This is a genomic window from Rhodococcus sp. S3 (assembly GCF_058211795.1).
Window position 1 is genome coordinate 5,065,917 of sequence record NZ_CM177074.1, and the last position, 19,114, is coordinate 5,085,030.

At 67.6% G+C, this 19,114-nt stretch carries 21 protein-coding genes; 17 read left to right on the forward strand and 4 right to left on the reverse strand.

What is annotated here, in order from left to right; all coding sequences use genetic code 11:
• Window positions 1–197: 197 nt before the first annotated feature.
• Genes AC0LPE_RS23540 through AC0LPE_RS23585 form a run of 10 tightly spaced genes read left to right on the forward strand, consistent with a single transcriptional unit; the run spans window position 198 to window position 5,589 of the window.
• On the forward strand, window positions 198–884 hold the full coding sequence (locus AC0LPE_RS23540; protein WP_088896939.1) for a hypothetical protein: 687 nt from the start codon (window positions 198–200) through the stop codon (window positions 882–884).
• A gap of 5 nt (window positions 885–889) precedes the next feature.
• Entirely contained in the window at window positions 890–2,122 is a 1,233-nt protein-coding gene (locus tag AC0LPE_RS23545; RefSeq protein WP_490605349.1) for an SRPBCC family protein, read from the forward strand.
• Complete coding sequence (gene gvpJ / locus AC0LPE_RS23550) at window positions 2,119–2,529, forward strand: gas vesicle protein GvpJ (RefSeq protein WP_490605350.1); 411 nt, start codon at window positions 2,119–2,121, stop codon at window positions 2,527–2,529. The genes AC0LPE_RS23545 and gvpJ (AC0LPE_RS23550) overlap by 4 nt, the downstream gene beginning before the upstream one ends.
• Window positions 2,529–3,341, forward strand: a complete 813-nt coding sequence (locus AC0LPE_RS23555) for a GvpL/GvpF family gas vesicle protein (RefSeq protein WP_490605351.1) — start codon at window positions 2,529–2,531, stop codon at window positions 3,339–3,341. The genes gvpJ (AC0LPE_RS23550) and AC0LPE_RS23555 overlap by 1 nt, the downstream gene beginning before the upstream one ends.
• Before the next feature lie 2 nt (window positions 3,342–3,343).
• The gene (locus tag AC0LPE_RS23560; RefSeq protein WP_088896936.1) at window positions 3,344–3,598 is read left to right on the forward strand and encodes a gas vesicle protein GvpG; all 255 of its coding nucleotides are present in this window, start codon (window positions 3,344–3,346) and stop codon (window positions 3,596–3,598) included.
• Between the two features lie 4 nt (window positions 3,599–3,602).
• On the forward strand, window positions 3,603–3,899 hold the full coding sequence (gvpO, locus tag AC0LPE_RS23565) for a gas vesicle protein GvpO (RefSeq protein WP_088896935.1): 297 nt from the start codon (window positions 3,603–3,605) through the stop codon (window positions 3,897–3,899).
• On the forward strand, window positions 3,896–4,294 hold the full coding sequence (gene gvpJ, locus AC0LPE_RS23570) for a gas vesicle protein GvpJ (protein WP_088896934.1): 399 nt from the start codon (window positions 3,896–3,898) through the stop codon (window positions 4,292–4,294). Before gvpO ends, gvpJ (AC0LPE_RS23570) begins: the two co-directional genes overlap by 4 nt.
• The gene (locus AC0LPE_RS23575) at window positions 4,287–5,075 is read left to right on the forward strand and encodes a GvpL/GvpF family gas vesicle protein (RefSeq protein ID WP_088896933.1); all 789 of its coding nucleotides are present in this window, start codon (window positions 4,287–4,289) and stop codon (window positions 5,073–5,075) included. Before gvpJ (AC0LPE_RS23570) ends, AC0LPE_RS23575 begins: the two co-directional genes overlap by 8 nt.
• Window positions 5,072–5,299 carry a gas vesicle protein gene (locus tag AC0LPE_RS23580; RefSeq protein WP_060652494.1) on the forward strand — a complete coding sequence of 76 codons (228 nt, stop codon included), beginning with the start codon at window positions 5,072–5,074 and terminating at the stop codon, window positions 5,297–5,299. Before AC0LPE_RS23575 ends, AC0LPE_RS23580 begins: the two co-directional genes overlap by 4 nt.
• Complete coding sequence (locus AC0LPE_RS23585) at window positions 5,296–5,589, forward strand: gas vesicle protein K (RefSeq protein WP_016693994.1); 294 nt, start codon at window positions 5,296–5,298, stop codon at window positions 5,587–5,589. Before AC0LPE_RS23580 ends, AC0LPE_RS23585 begins: the two co-directional genes overlap by 4 nt.
• Before the next feature lie 10 nt (window positions 5,590–5,599).
• Here AC0LPE_RS23585 and AC0LPE_RS23590 read toward each other — a convergent pair whose 3' ends face one another.
• Entirely contained in the window at window positions 5,600–6,736 is a 1,137-nt protein-coding gene (locus AC0LPE_RS23590; protein ID WP_423659726.1) for an acyl-CoA dehydrogenase family protein, read from the reverse strand.
• 10 nt (window positions 6,737–6,746) lie between these two features.
• Window positions 6,747–7,916 (reverse strand): acyl-CoA dehydrogenase family protein, encoded by a 1,170-nt coding sequence (locus tag AC0LPE_RS23595; RefSeq protein ID WP_088896931.1) that lies wholly within the window; start codon window positions 7,914–7,916, stop codon window positions 6,747–6,749.
• Between the two features lie 102 nt (window positions 7,917–8,018).
• On the opposite strand from AC0LPE_RS23595, the gene AC0LPE_RS23600 reads away from it, so the two are divergent.
• From AC0LPE_RS23600 to AC0LPE_RS23615, 4 genes are all read left to right on the forward strand, one after another.
• A complete protein-coding gene (locus AC0LPE_RS23600) occupies window positions 8,019–8,645 on the forward strand; it encodes a TetR/AcrR family transcriptional regulator (RefSeq protein ID WP_088896930.1) in 627 nt (208 codons plus the stop codon).
• Window positions 8,646–8,655: 10 nt separating this feature from the next.
• Complete coding sequence (locus AC0LPE_RS23605) at window positions 8,656–9,450, forward strand: LLM class F420-dependent oxidoreductase (protein ID WP_145690400.1); 795 nt, start codon at window positions 8,656–8,658, stop codon at window positions 9,448–9,450.
• A 60-nt stretch (window positions 9,451–9,510) separates the two neighbouring features.
• On the forward strand, window positions 9,511–10,743 hold the full coding sequence (locus tag AC0LPE_RS23610; RefSeq protein ID WP_423659723.1) for an alpha/beta fold hydrolase: 1,233 nt from the start codon (window positions 9,511–9,513) through the stop codon (window positions 10,741–10,743).
• A 128-nt stretch (window positions 10,744–10,871) separates the two neighbouring features.
• A complete protein-coding gene (locus tag AC0LPE_RS23615; protein WP_490605352.1) occupies window positions 10,872–12,950 on the forward strand; it encodes a PhoX family protein in 2,079 nt (692 codons plus the stop codon).
• Between the two features lie 62 nt (window positions 12,951–13,012).
• On the opposite strand, the gene ggh is transcribed toward AC0LPE_RS23615, so the two are convergent.
• Together ggh and AC0LPE_RS23625 are read right to left on the reverse strand one after the other, a co-directional pair.
• Window positions 13,013–14,350 carry a glucosylglycerate hydrolase gene (gene ggh, locus AC0LPE_RS23620; RefSeq protein ID WP_160877339.1) on the reverse strand — a complete coding sequence of 446 codons (1,338 nt, stop codon included), beginning with the start codon at window positions 14,348–14,350 and terminating at the stop codon, window positions 13,013–13,015.
• A gap of 119 nt (window positions 14,351–14,469) precedes the next feature.
• Window positions 14,470–15,639, reverse strand: coding sequence for an LLM class flavin-dependent oxidoreductase (locus tag AC0LPE_RS23625; RefSeq protein WP_145690394.1), 1,170 nt, complete (start codon window positions 15,637–15,639; stop codon window positions 14,470–14,472).
• Between the two features lie 166 nt (window positions 15,640–15,805).
• On the opposite strand from AC0LPE_RS23625, the gene AC0LPE_RS23630 reads away from it, so the two are divergent.
• From AC0LPE_RS23630 to AC0LPE_RS23640, 3 genes are read left to right on the forward strand one after another with little or no spacing between them, the layout of a single operon-like run.
• Window positions 15,806–17,122: an MFS transporter gene (locus tag AC0LPE_RS23630; RefSeq protein ID WP_106200943.1), complete on the forward strand. Its 1,317-nt coding sequence runs from the start codon at window positions 15,806–15,808 to the stop codon at window positions 17,120–17,122.
• A gap of 34 nt (window positions 17,123–17,156) precedes the next feature.
• Window positions 17,157–18,071 carry a spermidine synthase gene (locus tag AC0LPE_RS23635; protein WP_106200941.1) on the forward strand — a complete coding sequence of 305 codons (915 nt, stop codon included), beginning with the start codon at window positions 17,157–17,159 and terminating at the stop codon, window positions 18,069–18,071.
• A complete protein-coding gene (locus AC0LPE_RS23640; protein ID WP_490605353.1) occupies window positions 18,068–19,096 on the forward strand; it encodes a pirin family protein in 1,029 nt (342 codons plus the stop codon). Before AC0LPE_RS23635 ends, AC0LPE_RS23640 begins: the two co-directional genes overlap by 4 nt.
• Window positions 19,097–19,114 lie beyond the last annotated feature (18 nt).

Below are 19,114 nucleotides of genomic sequence, written 5' to 3' on the forward strand. Positions count from 1 at the left end.
TGCACAACATACTGATTGGTACTTTCCGAGCCCGTCGTCCACTCCGGAATCCGTGTGCCGACGAAGCATGCGAATCAAGGTCTCGAGCGACGTACTGTGGTTTGCATCACACAAAGACGTGCGTCGGCTGCGTACCGAGATCTCCCAGCCCCTTCCGAGCACGCCACACGACGCGCGGCATACGAAGGAGAACGGTGATGAAACCCGGAGCACGAGTCGCCCTCGGTGTGGGCATCGGATATTTCCTCGGCCGTACCAAGAAGATGCGGGTGGCCATGATGCTCGCCGGCGCCGGAATGACCGGCAAACTGCCCAGCAATCCGCAGGAACTCCTGCAGCGCAGCGCCTCGATGCTCGGCTCGTCTCCCGAGATCAACAAGATCACCGAATCCGTTCGCGGAGAACTCATGCATGCGGCTCGTGCCGCTGCTGTGACCGCGGCCAGCAACCGGATCGACGCCCTCAACGAACGTCTGCAGTCCCGCGCGAGCGGTGGCGGCGGACGATCGGAGGAGGAACCCGAGGACGCCGAATACGAGGACGAATACGACGAATCACGCGACGAGGAGGAAGGTCGCGGCGGCAGGCGTCGCGGCAGCCGGAATCGCGACGAGGAGCCGGAGTACGACGAGACGGACGAAGAGGGTTCCGACGAGGAGGATTCGGGCGACGAAGAGGAGCCGGAACCCGAGCGTCCCGCACCGCGGCGCCGTGCAGCCCGCGCCACATCCCGTCCGCGGACTTCCCGCAGCAAGAAGACAGCCGACAACGAGGACTCGGACGACTCGGAGGAGGCACCTCCGAAGCCGCGCAAGCGCGCAGCGCGTAGCACTGCGTCGTCCTCTTCCTCCGGTCGTGCGCCCGTACGTCGAACGAAGCGGTGAGAGCGATGGCCAGATTGAGCGATGTATCGGGCGGAGTCGCCGACGCGGTGGGCAAGGCCGGGAAGACCGCGACCGATACCGCCGGTAAGGCCGGCCGCAGCGCCACGGACACGGCCGGGAAGGCCACGGGCGGACTGACCGGCGGTCTGCAGCAGTCGTTGCAGGGCCTCGCAGGAACCGTCGCGCAGAATGCGCTGTCGAGCCTGTCCGACAGGGTCACCGGTACGGCAGGACGATTACAGGATTACTCCGAGGGCAAGGGCGGCAATCTGGCCAGTGCGCTGACCGGTGTCGACAAGCTCGCTCAGGGCGATTCGCCGTTGAAGGCGGCGGCGAGTTCGGGATTCGAGAACCTGAAGAACACCGCGAAGGACAAGTTCGAGGACGTCAAGGAGTCCGTCACCGGCGGTGGCGGAGGCAAGGGCGGGGGCGGAAAGAAACTCAAGCTCACCAACATCGTCGAGAGCATCGACGTCGGTGTGCCGATCGACCTCGCCTACGACCTGTGGACCCAGTTCGCCGACTGGCCGAAGTTCATGAAGAAGGTCGAACAGGTCGAGCAGGTCCAGGACGAGAAGCTCCACTGGACCGGCAAAGTGTTCTGGTCGCGCCGGAACTGGGAGTCCACGATCCTCGAACAGGTCCCGTTCGAACGGATCGTGTGGCGGTCCAAGGGCGGCAAGGGATACATCGACGGCGCGGTGACCTTCCACGAACTCACACCCGATCTCACCCGGATCCTCATGGTGCTCGAGTACCACCCCCGGGGTCTGTTCGAGCGCACCGCGAATCTGTGGCGGGCGGTCGGCCGCCGATCACGCCTGGAGCTGAAGCACTTCCGGCGCTACGCCATGACCGAGGCAATCCTGCATCCCGACGACATCGTCGGCTGGCACGGCGAGATCCGCGAGAGCGAGGTCGTCAAGGACGACGAGACCGCGCGTCAGGAAGAAGAGGAGCGCGAGCAGGAGGACGCCCGCGAGATCGGCGAGGAGGGGGACGAGGGGGAGACCGACACCTCCGGTGACGAGGACGAGATCCGCGACGAGGACGAGGATCTCGAGGACGAGTATCCCGAAGAGGAGGACGAGACCGAGGAGGACGAGTCCTCCGGCGAAGAACCCGACGACGAAGAGGACGAGCCCGAACCGCCCCGGAAGCGTGCGCCCGCGAAACGGACCCGCGCGACGAAGTCCACCGGTACGCGCTCGGCCCGCTCGAGAGGATCCCGGTCATGACCATCCAACCTGCAGGGGGCGGCGGTGGAGGCGGCGGGGGCGGTATGGCCCGTCCCAATTCGTCCGGCCTCGCCGACGTCATCGACACCATCCTCGACAAGGGTCTCGTCATCGACGCGTTCGTGCGTGCCTCGCTCGTCGGTATCGAACTGCTCACCATCGACGCCCGCGTCGTCGTGGCCAGTGTCGACACCTACCTGCGTTTCGCGGAGGCGGTGAACCGGCTCGAAATCTCCGACAACGAGCCGAAGGGTCTTCCGGATCTCGTCGGCGACATCACTTCCGGCGGTTCCAAGCACAAGACGAAGGGAGCACTCGAGGCTGCGGGGGAGAAGGTCAGCGAGTTCCTCGGCGACGTCCAGGAGCAGCGGGAGCCCGCTCGACGATCACGCAGGGGTGAGGACTGATGTCCACGGAACAGACCGAACGGCCCGAGCAGGGTGACAGCGACGAAACCGCCACGACCACTGCGGTGTACGTCTACAGGATCGTCCCGTCGGATGTGGAGCCGGAGGATCATGCGGAGGGGGTGGGCAATCCGCCGGCCGAGGTATCGGTGGTCAAGTCCGGTCGCATCGCTGCGCTGGTGAGCGAGATCCCGACCGATCGTGCCCTCGGCACACCGGACGATCTCAAGGCCCACGCCGCGTTGCTCGACGGGACCGTGACGGTTGCACCCGTGCTCCCGTTGAGATTCGGCGCGGTCCTCACCGATCGGGATGCGGTGGCCGCGGAGTTGCTCGAGGGGAACGAGGACGAACTCGCCTCGGCCCTCGACCAACTCGACGGGCTCGCCCAGTTCGTCGTGAAGGGACGCTACGTCGAGAGGGCGATCCTGCAGGAGATCCTCGAGGAGAACTCCGAGGCGGCGCAGTTGCGGGAACAGATCCGCGGGCAATCCGAGGACGCGACCCGCGAGGCCCGGATGGCGCTCGGGGAGATCATCAACGCGACGATCGAGGCCAAACGTAACGAGGACACCCGTCACACGGTCGAGGCCCTGTCGTCGCTCGAACCGATGGTCAACGAACGGCAACCCACGCACGAGCAGGATGCCGTGCACATCGCCGTCCTCGTCGAACTGGAACGGCAGGACGAGCTCGAACAGACCCTGCAGGAACTGGGCCGGGAGTGGGAGGGCCGGGTCGAGATCTCGTTGCTCGGTCCGATGGCGGCCTACGACTTCGTGGCGAAATCCGATCCCGGTGAAGGAGGTTGACGATGGGTCTGCTGACCTCCCTGCTCACGTTGCCCCTCGCTCCCGTCAAGGGAGTGATGTGGCTCGGAGAGATCATCCAGGAGCAGGTCGAACAGCAACTGCACGATCCCGCCAACGTGCGGCGCGAACTCGAGGAGATCGAGGAAGCGGCGGAGGCGGGCGAGCTGACGCCCGAGGAGAAGGACGAGGCGCAGCAGGCCGTGCTGAACCGGATGATCTCCCGGGGCGGCTCCGGTTCCGCCGAGGGAAAGGAGTGATGCCGTGGCGCAGGACACCGGCCCGCCCGCGATCTCGGCGGCCGAGGCCGCATCGGCGGCCCTCGCACATCTGAAGGAACTGACCTCGAAGGAGGCTCAGGGGGTGACCTCCGTCGAACCCACCGAGGACGGATGGGTCGTCGAGGTGGAGGTCGTGGAGGACAGGCGGATTCCGTCGTCCGCCGACATGCTCGCGCTCTACGAGGTGGAGATCGACCTCGACGGGAATCTGCTCGCGTACCGGCGGACCCGGCGTTACGGACGCGGTAGCAGCGACATCGGCGCGAGGACCGGGTCATGACGGTGGTCGGTGGGGGAGGCGGCACGTCGTCGCCGCAACCCTACGGGGGCGGAGGCCGGTCGACCAATCTCGGCGACATCCTCGAGCGTGTCCTCGACAAGGGATTGGTCATCGCCGGCGACATCCAGGTGAATCTGCTCGACATCGAACTGCTCACGATCAAGCTCCGTCTCGTCATCGCGTCGCTCGAGACGGCCAAGGCCGTCGGGATCGACTGGTGGGAGAGCGATCCGTGGTTGACGAGCAAGGCCCGTGCACCCGAGGTCGATTCGAGCCGGGCGGAACTCGAGTTGGAGAACCGGCGGTTGCGTGAGCGGTTGGCCGCACTCGAGGCCCGAGCGGAGGAGCTGGAGCCGGAACCGGCGGAGATCGTGGACGAGGAGGACCGTGACTGACACGACCGGGATCTGGATGTACGCGGTGACCGACGGGACGCTCGTCGGCCACGAGACCGAGGGCGCCTCCGGTGTCGCCGGCGAGCAGGTCCGCACGGTGCAGGAAGGTGGGCTGACCGCCGTGGTCGGAACGGTGCCCCTGGACGATTTCGGCGAGGCCGCACTGGCACGCAATCTCGAAGACCTGGACTGGCTGGAAAGAGTGGCCCGCGCCCACGATTCGGTCGTCGCCGGATTGGCACGGCACGTCTCCGTGGTACCGCTGCGACTCGCGACCGTCTGCCTCGACGACGAACGGGTCCGTGCCCTGCTCACCGAGCACCGGGAGCAGTTCTCGTCGGCGCTCGCACTCGTGACGGGTCGTACCGAATGGGGGGTCAAGGCGTTCGCCGACCGCAAGGCGCTGACCGCGGCCGTCGCCGAAGCGCAGGCGGAAGGGGCGGGTTCCGGTGCGGGCACGGCCTATCTGCTGCGTCGTCGCGCGCAACTGGCGGCGCAGGAGAGCGTCGAACGCGACGCGGCCGAACGCGCCTCCGAGATCCACGAGCGACTGCTGCGCGTATCCGCTGCGGGTCGCCGGGGCGCGCCGACCGATCCGGCACTGAGCGGCAGCCACGAGTGGATGCTGCTCAACGGGACATACCTCGTCGACGACGACAGGACGGACGAATTCCGTTCCGAGGTAGAGGAACTCGGGTCGCTGAATCAGGGGATCAGGCTCGAGACGAGCGGTCCGTGGCCGCCCTACTCGTTCGCCGGAGCAGAACGGATCTCGCCGTGAGGTACGCCGACGGATCGGTGGACGAGGAACGGCGGATCGCTCTGATCGACCTGCTGGACCGGGTGCTGTCCGGCGGCGTGGTCATCACCGGCGACATCACGTTGTCGATCGCGGAGATCGATCTGGTGCGGATCTCGTTGCGTGCGTTGATCTCGTCGATCAGCACCCTGTCGCTGCCCGGCGTCGACGTCCCCGTTCCCCGCGGGGCCCGGGAGGGTTCGTGAGCGAGCCGGTGAACTTCCCGTCGCGTATCGACGCCGATCCCGAATCCGTGGAACGGGGCCTTGTGACGCTGGTGCTCACGCTCGTCGAACTGCTCCGGCAGCTGATGGAGCGTCAGGCCCTGCACCGCATGGATGCGGGGGATCTCAGCGACGAGCAGATCGAACGTCTCGGCACGACACTGATGCTGCTCGAACAGCGCATGGGCGAACTGCGCGACCATTTCGGGCTCACCCCCGAGGATCTCAACATCGATCTCGGTCCGCTGGGGACACTGCTGCCCCGGGAGTGAGCCCGATCGGTCACATTCCGGCGATCTCCACGAGCTCGTAGTCCTTCACGCCACCGGCGAGCACCCGCAGGTGATCGTCCATGGTGCCGAGGGTGTGCTCGATCGCGGTCAGGCGGCTCAGGTAGTGGCCGATGGAGTGCTCGGCCGTGACACCGATGCCACCGTGCATCTGCACGGACTCCTGTCCGATCTTCCGTGCGGACCGGCCGACCTGCAGCTTGGCGCGCGACGCGATGGTCGGGTCGACGATGCCGTCGGCGAGGGCCATGGTCGCGTACAGGCTCATGCTCGACGCCAGCTCGTACAGCACGTACATGTCGGCCGCACGGTGGGTGAGCGCCTGGAACATCGACAGCGGCACACCGAACTGCTTGCGCTGCTTGAGGTAGCTCGTCGTCAGCTGAACCGAGGAGTCGAGGGCACCGACCGCCTCGGCGCACAGTGCCGCCTGTGCGTGCACCTGCGCCGCGGTGATGGCTGCGAACGCGTCGGCCGCCTCACCGAGGGGGGTGGCCGCGACGTCGTCGAGCACGAGCTGCGCACCGCGACGCTCGTCGTGGGTGCGGTACGGAGTGCGGACCAGACCGTCGGCCGATGCGTCGACGACGAACAGTCCGACGCCGCCCTCCGGCAGCTTCGCGGAGACGATGAAGGTGTCGGCGCAATCACCGTGCAGCACAGGGTTCTTGCGACCGGAGACGGTCCACGAGTCGCCGTCGCGCGCCGCGGTGGTGGCCACCTCGGTGTGCGGCCAGCGGCTGCCCGGCTCGTCGTGCGCGAACGCGAGGAGCACGGTGCCCTCGGACAGTCGCGGCAGGATGTCGGAGCGCTGCGCGTCGGTGCCGACCTCGGCGACGAGCCGGCCGGGCAGGTAGACGCAGTCGAGCACGGGCTCGGGTGCGAGCGCGCGGCCGATCTCGGTCATGACGGCCATGACCTCCACCGGTCCGGCGCCCATGCCGCCGTGCTCCTCCGCGAAGGGCAGGCCGAGCACGCCGAGTTCGGCGAGCTGCTTCCACACGTCGCGGTTCCAGCCCAGGTCACCTTCGGCCACCCGGTTGCGCGACTCGACGTCGTACGCACCCGAGAGCAGGTCGCGGACGGTCGCGCGGAGCATGTCCTGTTCGGTGTCGAGTTCGAAATTCATGTCCGGGGCCTCACAGTCCGAGAATCGAGGAAGCGATGATCGAACGCTGAACCTCGTTCGACCCGCCGTAGATGGTGACCTTGCGGTTGTTGAGGTAGGTCGGCATCGTCAGCTGCGCCCAGTCGGGTGAGTCGATGTCGGCCTCGCCGGCGGGCAGCGAATCGGGACCGGCGATGTCGACGAGCAGTTCGGTCGCGGCCTGCTGCAGCTCGGAGCCGCGCATCTTGAGCAGCGACGATGCCGGATTGGGCTTGCCGTCGGCCGAACCGGCGACGACGCGCAGCTGGGTGAGCTCGAGAGCGAGCAGCTCGTTCTCGAGTTCGGCCAGGCGTGCCGCGAAGATCGGGTCGTCGAGCAGCGAGCCGCTGCCGTAGCGGGTCTCGGCCGCGAGGGACTTCGCCCGCGCGAGCTTGACCTTGGTGGCGCCGACCCGTGCGATGCCGGTGCGCTCGTTGCCGAGCAGGAACTTCGCCTGCGTCCAGCCGGTGTTCTCCTCGCCGACGAGGTTCTCGGCGGGAACGCGCACGTCCTCGAAGAAGACCTCGTTGACCTCGTAGCCGCCGTCGATCAGCTTGATCGGACGGCGGGTGACGCCCGGGGTGTCCATCGGGAAGAGCAGCATCGAGATGCCGGCCTGCTTCTTCGCGTTCGGATCGGTGCGGACGAGGCAGAAGATCCAGTCGGCGTGCTGCGCGAGCGTCGTCCACGTCTTCTGCCCGTTGACGATGTAGTCGTCACCGTCGCGGACGGCGCGGGTCTTGAGGGACGCGAGGTCGGAGCCGGCCTCGGGCTCGGAGAAGCCCTGGCACCACCAGATGTCGAGGTTGGCGGTGGCGGGGAGGAAGCGTTCCTTCATCTCCTGCGAGCCGAACTGCGCGATGACCGGCCCGATCATGGAGGCGTTGAACGGCAGCGGGTCGGGCACCGACGCGAGCTGCAGCTCGCTGAGCCAGATGTTGCGCTGCATCGGCGTCCAGTCCTGACCGCCCCATTCGACGGGCCAGTTGGGAACGGCGAGGCCGCGCGAATGCAGGATGCGCTGGACGGCGACGTAGTCGTCCTTGCCCAGCGGGGTACCGGAGGCGGTCTTCGCACGCACTTCGGCGGGGATCTCGGTGGTGAAGAAGGTGCGCAGTTCGTCGCGGAACGCACGCTCCTCCTCGGTGAGCTTCAGGTTCATGGAGGGGCCTTCCAGGGATGCCGGCGCCGTAGCGCTTCTCGCGATTCCAAACTAACCTTACATTGTTAGCTCGTCCAGGCCGGGCCGGAAGGAGGACGATGGATGGCGCGCCCGCGCACGCCTCTGCTCAGCCGTGAACTCATCCGCGACGTCACGCTGCGACTCGTCGACGAGCACGGCCTCGACGCCGTCTCGATGCGTCGGATCGCCGCCGAACTGGGTGTTCGCGCACCGTCGCTGTACAGCCACTACGCCACCAAGGAAGAACTGCTCGACGACATCGCCGACGCCATCGGCGAATCGGTCGACGTCAGCGGGTTCGCCGAGGATGACTGGCAGGAAGCGCTCCGACGCTGGGCCCGCACCTACCGGGACGCGCTCGCCGCGCACCCGAACATGGTGCCCTTCCTCGCCTCGAGCCCCGGCACCCGACCCGTCTCCCTCCAGGCGTCCGACGCCATCCACGGCGGCCTCACCCGCGCCGGCTGGCCGCCCCGCTTCGCGACGATGATCGGCGCCTCGATCAAGTACATCGTCATCGGTTCCGCCATCACCTCGTTCGCGGGCGGATTCGACGATCACATCGACACCTACAACGAGCGGTATCCGCATCTGTCGCAGGCGCATCGGCTCCGCGAGTACGCAGCCGAGATCGACGCCGAGAGCTTCGACCTCGTTCTCGAGTCCTTCCTGCGGGAACTCGGGCGACGATACGAGATGTTGCCTTAACGTGGACTCCATGACGCGCCCCATTCGCATCGGACTCCAACTACAGCCCCAGCAGCAACCCGACTACGGCGTCATCCGCGACACCGTGCTCCGCGCCGAGGACGCAGGCGTCGACATCGTGTTCAACTGGGACCATTTCTACCCGCTCTACGGCGACCCCGACGGCGCCCACTTCGAGTGCTGGACGATGCTCGGCGCCTGGGCGGAGCAGACCGAACGCGTGGAGATCGGCGCACTGGTCACCGGTGGCGGCTACCGCAACCCCGACCTGCTCGCCGACATGGCCCGCACCGTCGACCACATCAGCGGCGGCCGTCTCATCCTCGGCATCGGCTCGGGCTGGTTCGAACGGGACTACGCCGAGTACGGCTACGAATTCGGCACCGCGGGCTCCCGCCTCGACCTACTCGCCGAGTACATGCCCCGCATCGTCAACCGACTCGGCAAGCTGAACCCGCAGCCCACCCGGCACATTCCCATCCTCATCGGTGGTAGTGGCCCGAAGAAGACGCTGCCGATGGTCGCGAAGTACGCCGACATCTGGCACAGCTTCGACGAGGTGGAGACCCACGCCGAGAAGTCCGGGATCCTCGCGCAGCGCTGCGCCGAGGCCGGCCGTCGCCCCGAGGACATCGAACGGTCCACCAAGTGGCCCGGTGCCGACGCGGCCCCGTCCTACGTCGAACTGGGGATCACGCAGTTCACGGTGAGTTCCGGCGGTCCCGACTACGACCTCACCGAACTGCGCGAAGCCATCGCGTGGCGCGACGACAACTCCGCACCCCCACTGACGGGCCTGAGCTGATCCCGGCCCGTGCCGACGGGCCCTGAACCGAGCACAGCACGTCGGTAGCATCGGTGGTGCATGTCGAACGCACCATGGCTACCGCCCTGCACCGCCGACGACTGGGACGACGGTCGTCGGTGGCGACGTCTCCGCGATACCCGCACCGGTCATCACTGGGTGCGATTCGGCCGGCTCCGCCGAGCCCTCGCACGCACGGCCGTCGCGGCGCTCCCGCTCGTCGCCCTGTTCACCCAGTACTGGGCATGGGACGTCGCGCCGGTCCGTGAGCGACTCGCTCTCACGCAGCCGCAACTGCATCCGATCCACGACGCGGCGTCGCGGGAGGACCGCGACACGGCGGTCGTCGACCTCGTGGGCCTGGGCAATCTCGACGCGACCGAGACCGCCACGGCACTGCCCGCGCTGAGCGAACTCGGGCAGGTGTGGGCGGTCGAGTACGACAACAGCGGTCTCGACACCGCCGTCGTCAGCCGCCTGATCCACGAGCGTGCGGCGTGGTCGGGGATCGAGAACATCGTGCTCACCGGGCACAGCATGGGCGGCATCATCGCCCTCGAGGTCGCCCAGCACCTGTACCAGGACACCGATCTCGAGGTGACCGGCGTGATCCTCGACTGCACCCCACTCGACCTGCATGCCGTGCGCGCCGACGCGCGCAGTGCCGGTGAGGACCTGTTGCGGTGGATCGGCTGGCTGCCCGGCGCGCGGGAGAGCCGCAGCATGCGCATGCTCGTCGAGGTGGTCGCCCGCATGGACCGTTTCGTACTCCCCTCGGACCGGTGGTACCGACGCATCGACACCGAGGAGTTGCGCGACGTCGCGGTCGAGGTGCTCAACGACAAGATCTTCTCCACCGACGCCGCGAGCAACGGGCTGATCGAATCGCAGTTCCGGGCGATCGTCGCATCCGGTGCGATCGACAACCTGCGGGCACTCGCCGACGAACGCGACGACAAGATCCGTCCCGCTGTGGTGTTCCTCCGGCCTCGGAACGCACTGTCCGACAACGTCGTCGACGTCGAGTACAGCCACCGGATCCTGATCGACCAGTCCGGCGGTGTCGACGGCACGCTGCTGGTGTCGAAACTCGACCGCACCGGCCACGCCAATCCCATCCAGGCTCCCGCCGAATACAACACGGCGATCACCGATCGGGTGGTGCCGTTCGTCGACGGCAGGCCCGGCGAGGTCGAGGACGAGGACGAGCAATCGCAGGACGGGGAGTTCTCCGATGTCGACCGTCCCGGTGTCCGGCCGATCGTGGATCTCGACCGCATCGCCCCGGGTTGACCTCGACCCGTTCTGTGACCGCCGTCTCACGTCCGCAGAATGCTCATCGGGTGTTCACCTTCTCGTTCCGTCCGACTCGCCTGGCGCTCCTACGGTTCCGGCGTCGAACCGATTCCGAGGAGAACGTTGTGGCCCGTAGAGTCCTGCCCTTGTTCGTCACGCACGACGGCATATCATCGCGCTCGAACATCACGTGCAAGTACAAGTGCGGGGATGCCTGTTCGCACGCCGTCCCGAACACCTCCGGCGGTGAATACTTCGGCGACATCGTGCGCGCCGCCGTCTCGCGTCGCGGGGTCCTGCGGGGCGGTGCCATGGCCGTGCTCGCCGTCGGCGCCGGTGGTGTCCTGACGGCCTGTGCGGACGATTCCGCCGCGGCCGCCGGCAGTGACGCCGCGGCGGCCGGCGATCTCGGACCGGCGCCCGACGGCACGAACTTCACGGCGGTCGCACCGAACACCGATGACGCGGTGACGGTTCCGGAAGGATACGAGAACGACGTCGTCATCCGCTGGGGCGATCCGGTGCTGCCCGATGCCCCGGCCTTCGACATCGGCAACCAGACGGCGACCGCGAAGGAGAAGCAGTTCGGGTTCAACAACGACTTCGCCGGCCTGCTCCCGGTGGACGGCCGACCCGACACCTACCTGCTCGTCGTCAATCACGAATACACCACCGAACCGTTCATGTTCGCCGACTACGACCCGGACGACCCCACCGAGGAACAGGTGCGCATCGGCATCGCCGGTCACGGGATGTCGGTCGTCCAGGTGAAGGGCGAACCCGGGACCGGCCGCCTGACACCGCAATTCGGCGAGTACAACCGTCGTATCACCGGAACCACCGAGTTCCTCCTCACCGGACCGGCCGCGGGCAGCGACCTGTTGAAGACCACCGCCGACCCGACGGGCACGCGGGTCGCGGGAACGTTCAACAACTGCGCCGGCGGGCTCACCCCGTGGGGCACCGTGCTGTCGGGCGAGGAGAATTTCGACCAGTACTTCGCCAACGCCGAGAGTGTGACCGACCCGGTCGCCGCCGAACGTCTCACCCGGTACGGACTCGAGGGCGCGGACACCGAACGGAAGTGGGAACGATTCGACCGGCGCTTCGACATCGCCACGGAACCCAACGAGGTCAACCGGTTCGGGTGGATCGTCGAGATCGATCCATGGGATCCGAACTCGGTGCCCGTCAAGCACACCGCTCTGGGACGGTTCAAGCACGAAGCGGCCACCGTCCACATCACCGACGACGGCACCGTCGTGTCGTACAGCGGTGACGACGAACGCTTCGACTACATGTACAAGTTCGTCTCGTCGCGGAAGATGCAGCCCGGTAACTCACGAGCGGCGATGCGGCACAACATGACCCTGCTCGACGCCGGCACGCTGTACGTCGCGAAGCTCAGCGGTGACCATCCGGACGAGATCGACGGATCCGGAACACTTCCCGAGGCCGGCGAGTTCCGCGGCAGCGGCGAGTGGATCCCGCTGCTGCGCGCGAACGAGGACGGCAGCGCCGAGTCGCTGGTCGACGGCATGAACGCCGAGGAGGTCGCGGTGTTCACCCGCCTCGCCGGCGACCGGGTGGGGGCGACGAAGATGGATCGCCCCGAGGACTTCGAACCGAATCCGGTGACCGGCAAGGTCTACGTCGCCCTGACCAACAACACCAAGCGTGGTGTCGACGGCGCCGCCCCGGCCGACGAGGCGAATCCGCGCGAGAACAACAAGAACGGTCAGGTCCTCGAGATCGACGACGACCACGCGGGTACGTCCTTCACGTGGACGCTGCTGCTCGTGTGTGGGGACCCGAACGAGGCCGACACCTACTTCGGCGGCTTCGACAAGTCGCAGGTCAGCCCGATCTCGTGCCCCGACAACCTGGCCTTCGATTCCTACGGCAACCTGTGGATCTCCACCGACGGCAACGCACTCGGCTCCAACGACGGGTTGTTCAGCGTCGTCCTCGACGGACCGCGCCGCGGTGAGACGAAGCAGTTCCTCACCGTGCCGATCGGCGCCGAGACGTGCGGTCCGATCGTGCAGGACGGCCGGGTCGTGGTGTGCGTGCAGCATCCCGGGGAGACGGACGAGGCGTCGTGGGCGTCGCCGGCCTCGCACTGGCCCGACGGAGGCGACTCCCAGCCGCGTCCCGCCGTGGTCGCGGCATGGAAGTCGGACGGCGGACGCATCGGGGTCTGACGTCTTCGTGCGTGGTTCCGGTTGCGCTCACTACTGCGCTCGCTACCGGAACCACGCACGGCTCATCCGAGCCAGTCCAGTACCGCTGCGGCGGTCCACGACTGCTGCATGCTGCCGAGCGGGTCGCCGGTGAACGGCTCGTAGTACTCGGCGAAGGTGCCGTCGCTCGCCTGCCGGAGCCCTTCCGCGCGAAGCACGTTCGCCCGTTCGGCCCAACCGCGACGGGCGAACGCCCATGAGAACAGCCACGTCATCACGGGCCACACCGGCCCGCGCCAGTACTCGCGGGGACGGAAGTCGCCCGAGACGGGGGAGGTCGACGGCGGCACCGCATAGCGGAGATCCGGATGCCCGCAGAACTTCGGCCCTTCGAAGGTGCGCAGCAGCGCCCGCTCGGCCTGCCGGTCGAGACCACCGCACAGCAGCGGGGCGAACATCGCGAGAGTGTCGGTGGCGACCCACTTCCCGCTGCGCAGGTCGAAGTCCTTCGCCGCGCCCGTGCGCGGGTCGGTCGTGGCGATCACACCCTTCCGGAACCGCTCGGACCACGAATACAACTCGCGCACATCGGCATTGGGACGGGAATGTTCCTCACCGATGGTCGCGAGCACCTCGCACGAGAGCGAGAACACCGCGCTGACGAAGACGTCCTCGACCGCGAAGCTCATGGCCTTCGCGAGCACGCCGTCCTCGTAGCGCGCCGTCTTCATCTCCTCGAGCAGCCACAGATAGCGCGCGTACTCACGGTCGGTGGGTCGCTGGGTGGCGTCGGCGACGTGCTCGAGATCCTCACGATGGAAGGGCGGTACCGGACCGGCGACGACATTGGCGTATGCCGTATCCCAGCGCGGGGAGTTGTCCATACCCGACTCCCACCCGTGGTACAGCGCGATGCGGCCGTTGCCGTCGAGATCGCGCGCGTGCGCGAGCCAGCGGTGCCAGCGCACGAGATCCGCCCACCGGCGATCCAGGAACTCCTCGGCGACAGCACGTGTCGAACGACCGTGCCGCCGTGAATGCTCGAGGATGCGCTGCACGGCGATGGCGTGCACGGGAGGCTGTGTGATGCCCGAGGTCTGCACCTGCGCCGGTGCGTGCGCGGCCAGTTCGGACACCGCCCAACGTGCCGGGCCGGGGAAGTAGCCGTCGACACCGTTGGCGAAGACGATGTGCGGGATCATGCCGTTCTTCCACTGCGCCGAGAGCAGGGTGTCGAGTTCGACCACCGCCCGTTCGACACTCAGCGGCGCGAGCCCCACGGCGACGAACGCCGCATCCCAACTCCACATGTGTGGATAAAGCTTGGGAGCGGCACTCGTCATGGTGCCCAGGTCGTTCCCACGCAACAGGTACGCCGCGCGTGCGGCGAGCTGTGTGGGCGTGAATCCTCGGTCCGGCATGGCCCCATTCTCTGTGCTGCGGGCGGATCCGCACGACGAGGGCCGCAGCTGTAACAGCGCCGACACATTTCGTGCCGGCGCTGTGTCGAGCTGTGCTGTATCGAGCTGTCAGATGGTGATCAGTGCGCGGAGGGCAGGAAGGCCGTCGAACCCGACAGGTCGCCCGGGCGGTGGGAGGCCGGGGCGAGCAGGCCGCGACGCTCGAGGATCGGACGCACACCCTCACCGAAGCGGTAGGCCTCCTCGAGATGCGGGTAGCCCGACAGCACGAAGTGGTCGAGTCCGATCTCGGCGTACTCGGCGATGCGGTCGGCGACCTCCTCGTGGGAACCCACGAGCGCGGTGCCCGCGCCACCGCGGACGAGTCCGACGCCTGCCCACAGGTTGGGGGAGACCTCGAGGCTGCGGGCGTCCTTGCTCGCAGCGTAGGCGCTGCCGCCGCCGTGCAGCTCGACCATCCGGCGCTGCCCCTCGGAACCGGAACGGGCCAGGCTCTGCTGAGCCTTCTCGATCGTCGCGGGGTCGAGTGCGGAGAGCAGACGATCGGCCTCGGCCCACGCCTCCTCGGAGGTGTCGCGGCTGATGACGTGCAGGCGGATGCCGTAGTCGAGGGTGCGGCCCTGGATGTCGGCGAGGCCGCGGATCCACGCGATCTTGTCGGCGACGGCGGCCGGCGGTTCACCCCACGTGAGGTAGGTGTCGCAGAACTGCGACGCGACGGTGCCGGCAGCGGGGGAGGATCCGCCGAAGAAGAGCGGCGGCACCGGATCGGGGATGCGCTGGAGCTGGGCGTTCTCGACCTGGATGTACTCGCCCTTGAAGTCGACCGGGCCGTTGCCCGCCCACAGGCGCTTGATCACGTCGAGGTACTCGCCGCAGCGTGCGTAGCGCTGGTTCTTGTCGAGGAAGTCGCCGAAGGTGCGCTGTTCGTGGTCCTCACCGCCGGTGACGACGTTGAGCAGCAGACGTCCCTGCGACTGCCACTGGAAGGTCGCGGCCATCTGCGCGGCCAGCGTGGGGCTGATGAGCCCGGGGCGCAGCGCGACGAGGAACTTGAGGGTCTCGGTGGTGTCGATCAGCATCGCCGTCGTCAGCCACGCGTCCTCACACCACGCGCCGGTGGGGGTGAGGACCGATTCGAATCCGCTCGACTCCGCGGCGGCGGCGATCTGGTTCAGGTAGCGCAGCGTCGCCGGCCGATCGCCCGACATCGAACTGCCGTGGCCCCCTGCCATCAGGTTTCGCGAGTCGCCGTAGGTGGGCAGGAACCAGTGCATATGCAGAGACAAGACGAAGTCCTCGAGTCGACGACAGGCAAGCGTGACATCCAGGAGAACAGCCGCCGAGGGGTCCCGGCAACATTTGCAATCAGCATGATCGGAACCCGTGCGTGAATGCGTCGGGCGTGGTTAGCGTCGCCGGGTTGCACGCTGTCCACCACCGGGAATCGAGTCCATGACCACGCTGTCACAGCCCAGTTCCGCACCCGAGTCCGATCTCGATCGCCGCAGGAGACTACGCACCGTGGTCGCGGCGAGCCTGCTCGGCACCACGGTGGAGTGGTACGACTTCTTCCTCTACGCGACGGCTGCGAGCCTGGTGTTCAACCAGCTGTTCTTCCCGGACCAGAGTTCGTTCGTCGGCACGATGCTGGCCTTCGCGACCTTCGCGGTGGGCTTCGTGGTCCGCCCCATCGGCGGTGTCGTCTTCGGCCACATCGGTGACCGGATCGGACGCAAGAAGACCCTCGCGCTGACGATGTTCATCATGGGCGTCGCCACCGCGCTGATGGGCCTTCTGCCCACCCACGCGCAGGTGGGTGTGGTCGCGCCGATCCTGCTGCTCCTGCTGCGCATTCTGCAGGGCTTCGCCCTCGGTGGCGAATGGGCCGGGGCCGTGCTGCTCGCCGTCGAGCACAGCCCGGAGAAGAAGCGCGGTCTGTTCGGCAGCATCCCGCAGGTCGGCCTCGCGCTCGGTCTCGCGTTGGGCACCGCGGTGTTCGCGGCGCTGCAGGTGATCTTCGACGAGCAGCAGTTCCTGTCGTACGGCTGGCGGATCGCGTTCCTGCTCAGCCTCGTACTCGTCGCCGTCGGTTTCGTCGTGCGCCTGAAGGTCGACGAGACCCCGGCCTTCCGCGAGGTGCAGGAGCTCGCGAAGAAGTCGTCGGCGCCGCTCGTGGACGTCTTCCGGCCCGGCGTGCGTCGCAGCACCGTTCTCGGTCTGCTGTCGCGGTGGGGTGAGGGCGCGGCGTTCAACACGTGGGGCGTCTTCGCCATCACCTACGCTACCAAGGACCTCGACTTCGAGAAGGTGCCGGTGCTCCTCGTCGTCACCCTCGCCGCGCTGGTCATGGCCGTGCTGCTCCCGGTGTCGGGCACCCTGGTCGACCGGTTCGGTGCGAAGCAGGTCTACACCGTCGGCATCGCCGCCTACGGCATCGCGGTGTTCCCGACCTTCGCCCTGTTCGGCACGAACAACCTGTTCTGGTTCGCCGTGGCGATGATCCTCGTGTTCGGCGTCGTCCACGCCCTGTTCTACGGCGCGCAGGGAACGCTGTACGCGAGCCTGTACCCAGCGGAGATCCGCTACACGGGCCTGTCGGTCGTCTACCAGTTCTCCGGCATCTACGCGTCGGGCATCACCCCGATGATCCTCACCGCGCTCATCGCCGTGGCCGGCGGTCCGTGGCTCGCCTGCGGCTATCTCGTCCTCACGTCCGTGATCGGCGTCGTTGCGACCTCGATGATGCGCAGGGAGGACCTCCACCTCTGATCGGAGGTGACGGAGCCGGTACTAGGCTCGTCGTATGAGCAGGCAACGAGGTGGCCGCGCCGCATCGTCGCCGCGCAAGGAGAAGACCGGTACACCGGGCGGCCCGGTCGAGGGGCTCTACGACATCGACACGGGCACGTGCGAGCTCGTCAAGGACCGCTATCTCGCCGACGGATGGGTACTCGAGATCAACGGGGTGCCCAGCTCGCACATCGATCTGAGCGACCCGGCCCTGCTCGAGTTCGAGTACATGCGGTGGATCGCGATGCTCGTCGAGAGCAGGTTCGAACGCGACTCGCGACTGCGCGTGCTGCACCTCGGTGGGGGTGCGTGCACGATGGCACGCTACTTCGCCGCGGTCTACCCCGACGCGCGGCAGGTGGTCGTCGAGATCGACGGTCGCCTCGCCGAACTCGTCCGCCACTGGTTCGACCTGCCCCGCGCCCCGTTGCTGCGCATCCGGGTGGGGGAGGCCCGCCAGGTCCTCACCTCGCTCTCCGATGCGAGCCGCGACGTGATCGTGCGGGATGTCTTCGCCTACAACCGCACTCCCGTCGCACTCACGACCCTCCAGTTCACGCAGCACGCGCGGCGCGTGCTCGCGCCCGGTGGCGTCTACGTCGTCAACTGCGGCGACTTCCGCGACCTGGCCGTCGCGAAACGTGAGGCCGCGACGATCGGTGAGGTCTTCGAGCACACCGTGATCATCGCCGACCCCGCGATGCTCAAGGGTCGTCGCTACGGCAACGTCGTCATCGCCGGCAGCGACCTGCCGCTCGGCGACTCCCCGGCCCTGGCCCGCGACCTGCTCGGCGGGGCCGTCCCCGCACAGATCAAGTTGGGTGACCAGGTGGGGAAGTTCGCCGCCGGGGCGCGGGTCCTGGACGACAGCGAGGCCACTACACCGCCCGGAACAAAGAGCACGGGCACGGAGTTGCACGGGGCATGACGTCAGCAGCCCCTACTCCGGTACTCCAGGTCTTCCGGCTCGGTATGCCCTGGCAGACGATCGATCCGTTCCTGTTCGTCGCGCACCATGTCGACGCGTATCCGGCGGGTAACGACGAGCTCGGACCCGACGCGTCGCTCGACGGCCGCCCGCTCGGCCAGGACTTCGGCAACCCGGCGGGCTGGAGCATGTACCACGGCACCACCGTCCCGGGATTCCCCGGTCATCCGCACCGCGGCTTCGAGACGGTGACCTTCGTGCGCTCGGGTCTCGTCGACCACTCCGATTCGGTGGGTGCGGCGGCGCGTTTCGGTGAGGGTGACACGCAGTGGCTCACCGCCGGCAACGGGGTCGTCCACAGCGAGATGTTCCCTCTGCTGAACAAGGATTCGGACAATCCCCTCGAACTGTTCCAGATCTGGTTGAACCTGCCTGCAGAGTCGAAGACCGTCGACCCGCACTTCTCGATGCTGTGGAACGAGGACACCCCCACCGTGACGGTGACGGACGAGGACGGGCGCACCGTCTCCGTCCGCGTCATCGCCGGTGAACTCGACGGCGCGACTCCGCCGCCGCCCCCGCCGAATTCGTGGGCGTCCCGACCCGGCACCGATGTGGCGATCTGGAACATCGACCTGTCGTCCGGTGCGCGCTGGGAACTGCCGGCCGCGCGCGATGAGCAGACGCAACGGGTCCTGTACGTGTACAACGGTTCCCCCGTGCGGATCGGTGACCGGACGATCGAGTCCGGGCACGGGGTCGTCGTCGACGCGTCGGTGCCGGTGCACCTCACCGGTGGCGACGAGGGCACGCAGATCCTGATGCTGCAGGGTCGCCCGATCGGCGAACCCGTCGTCTCGTACGGCCCGTTCGTGCTCAACGACGAGGCGGGTGTCCGGCAGGCGTTCGAGGATTACCGTCGCACCGGTTTCGGTGGATGGCCGTGGGACAGCGACGGTCCCGTGCACGACCGCGACGCCGGCCGGTTCGCGCGGTATCCCGACGAGCAGCTCGAACAACGCTGACCGCGTGCGCAGATCCTG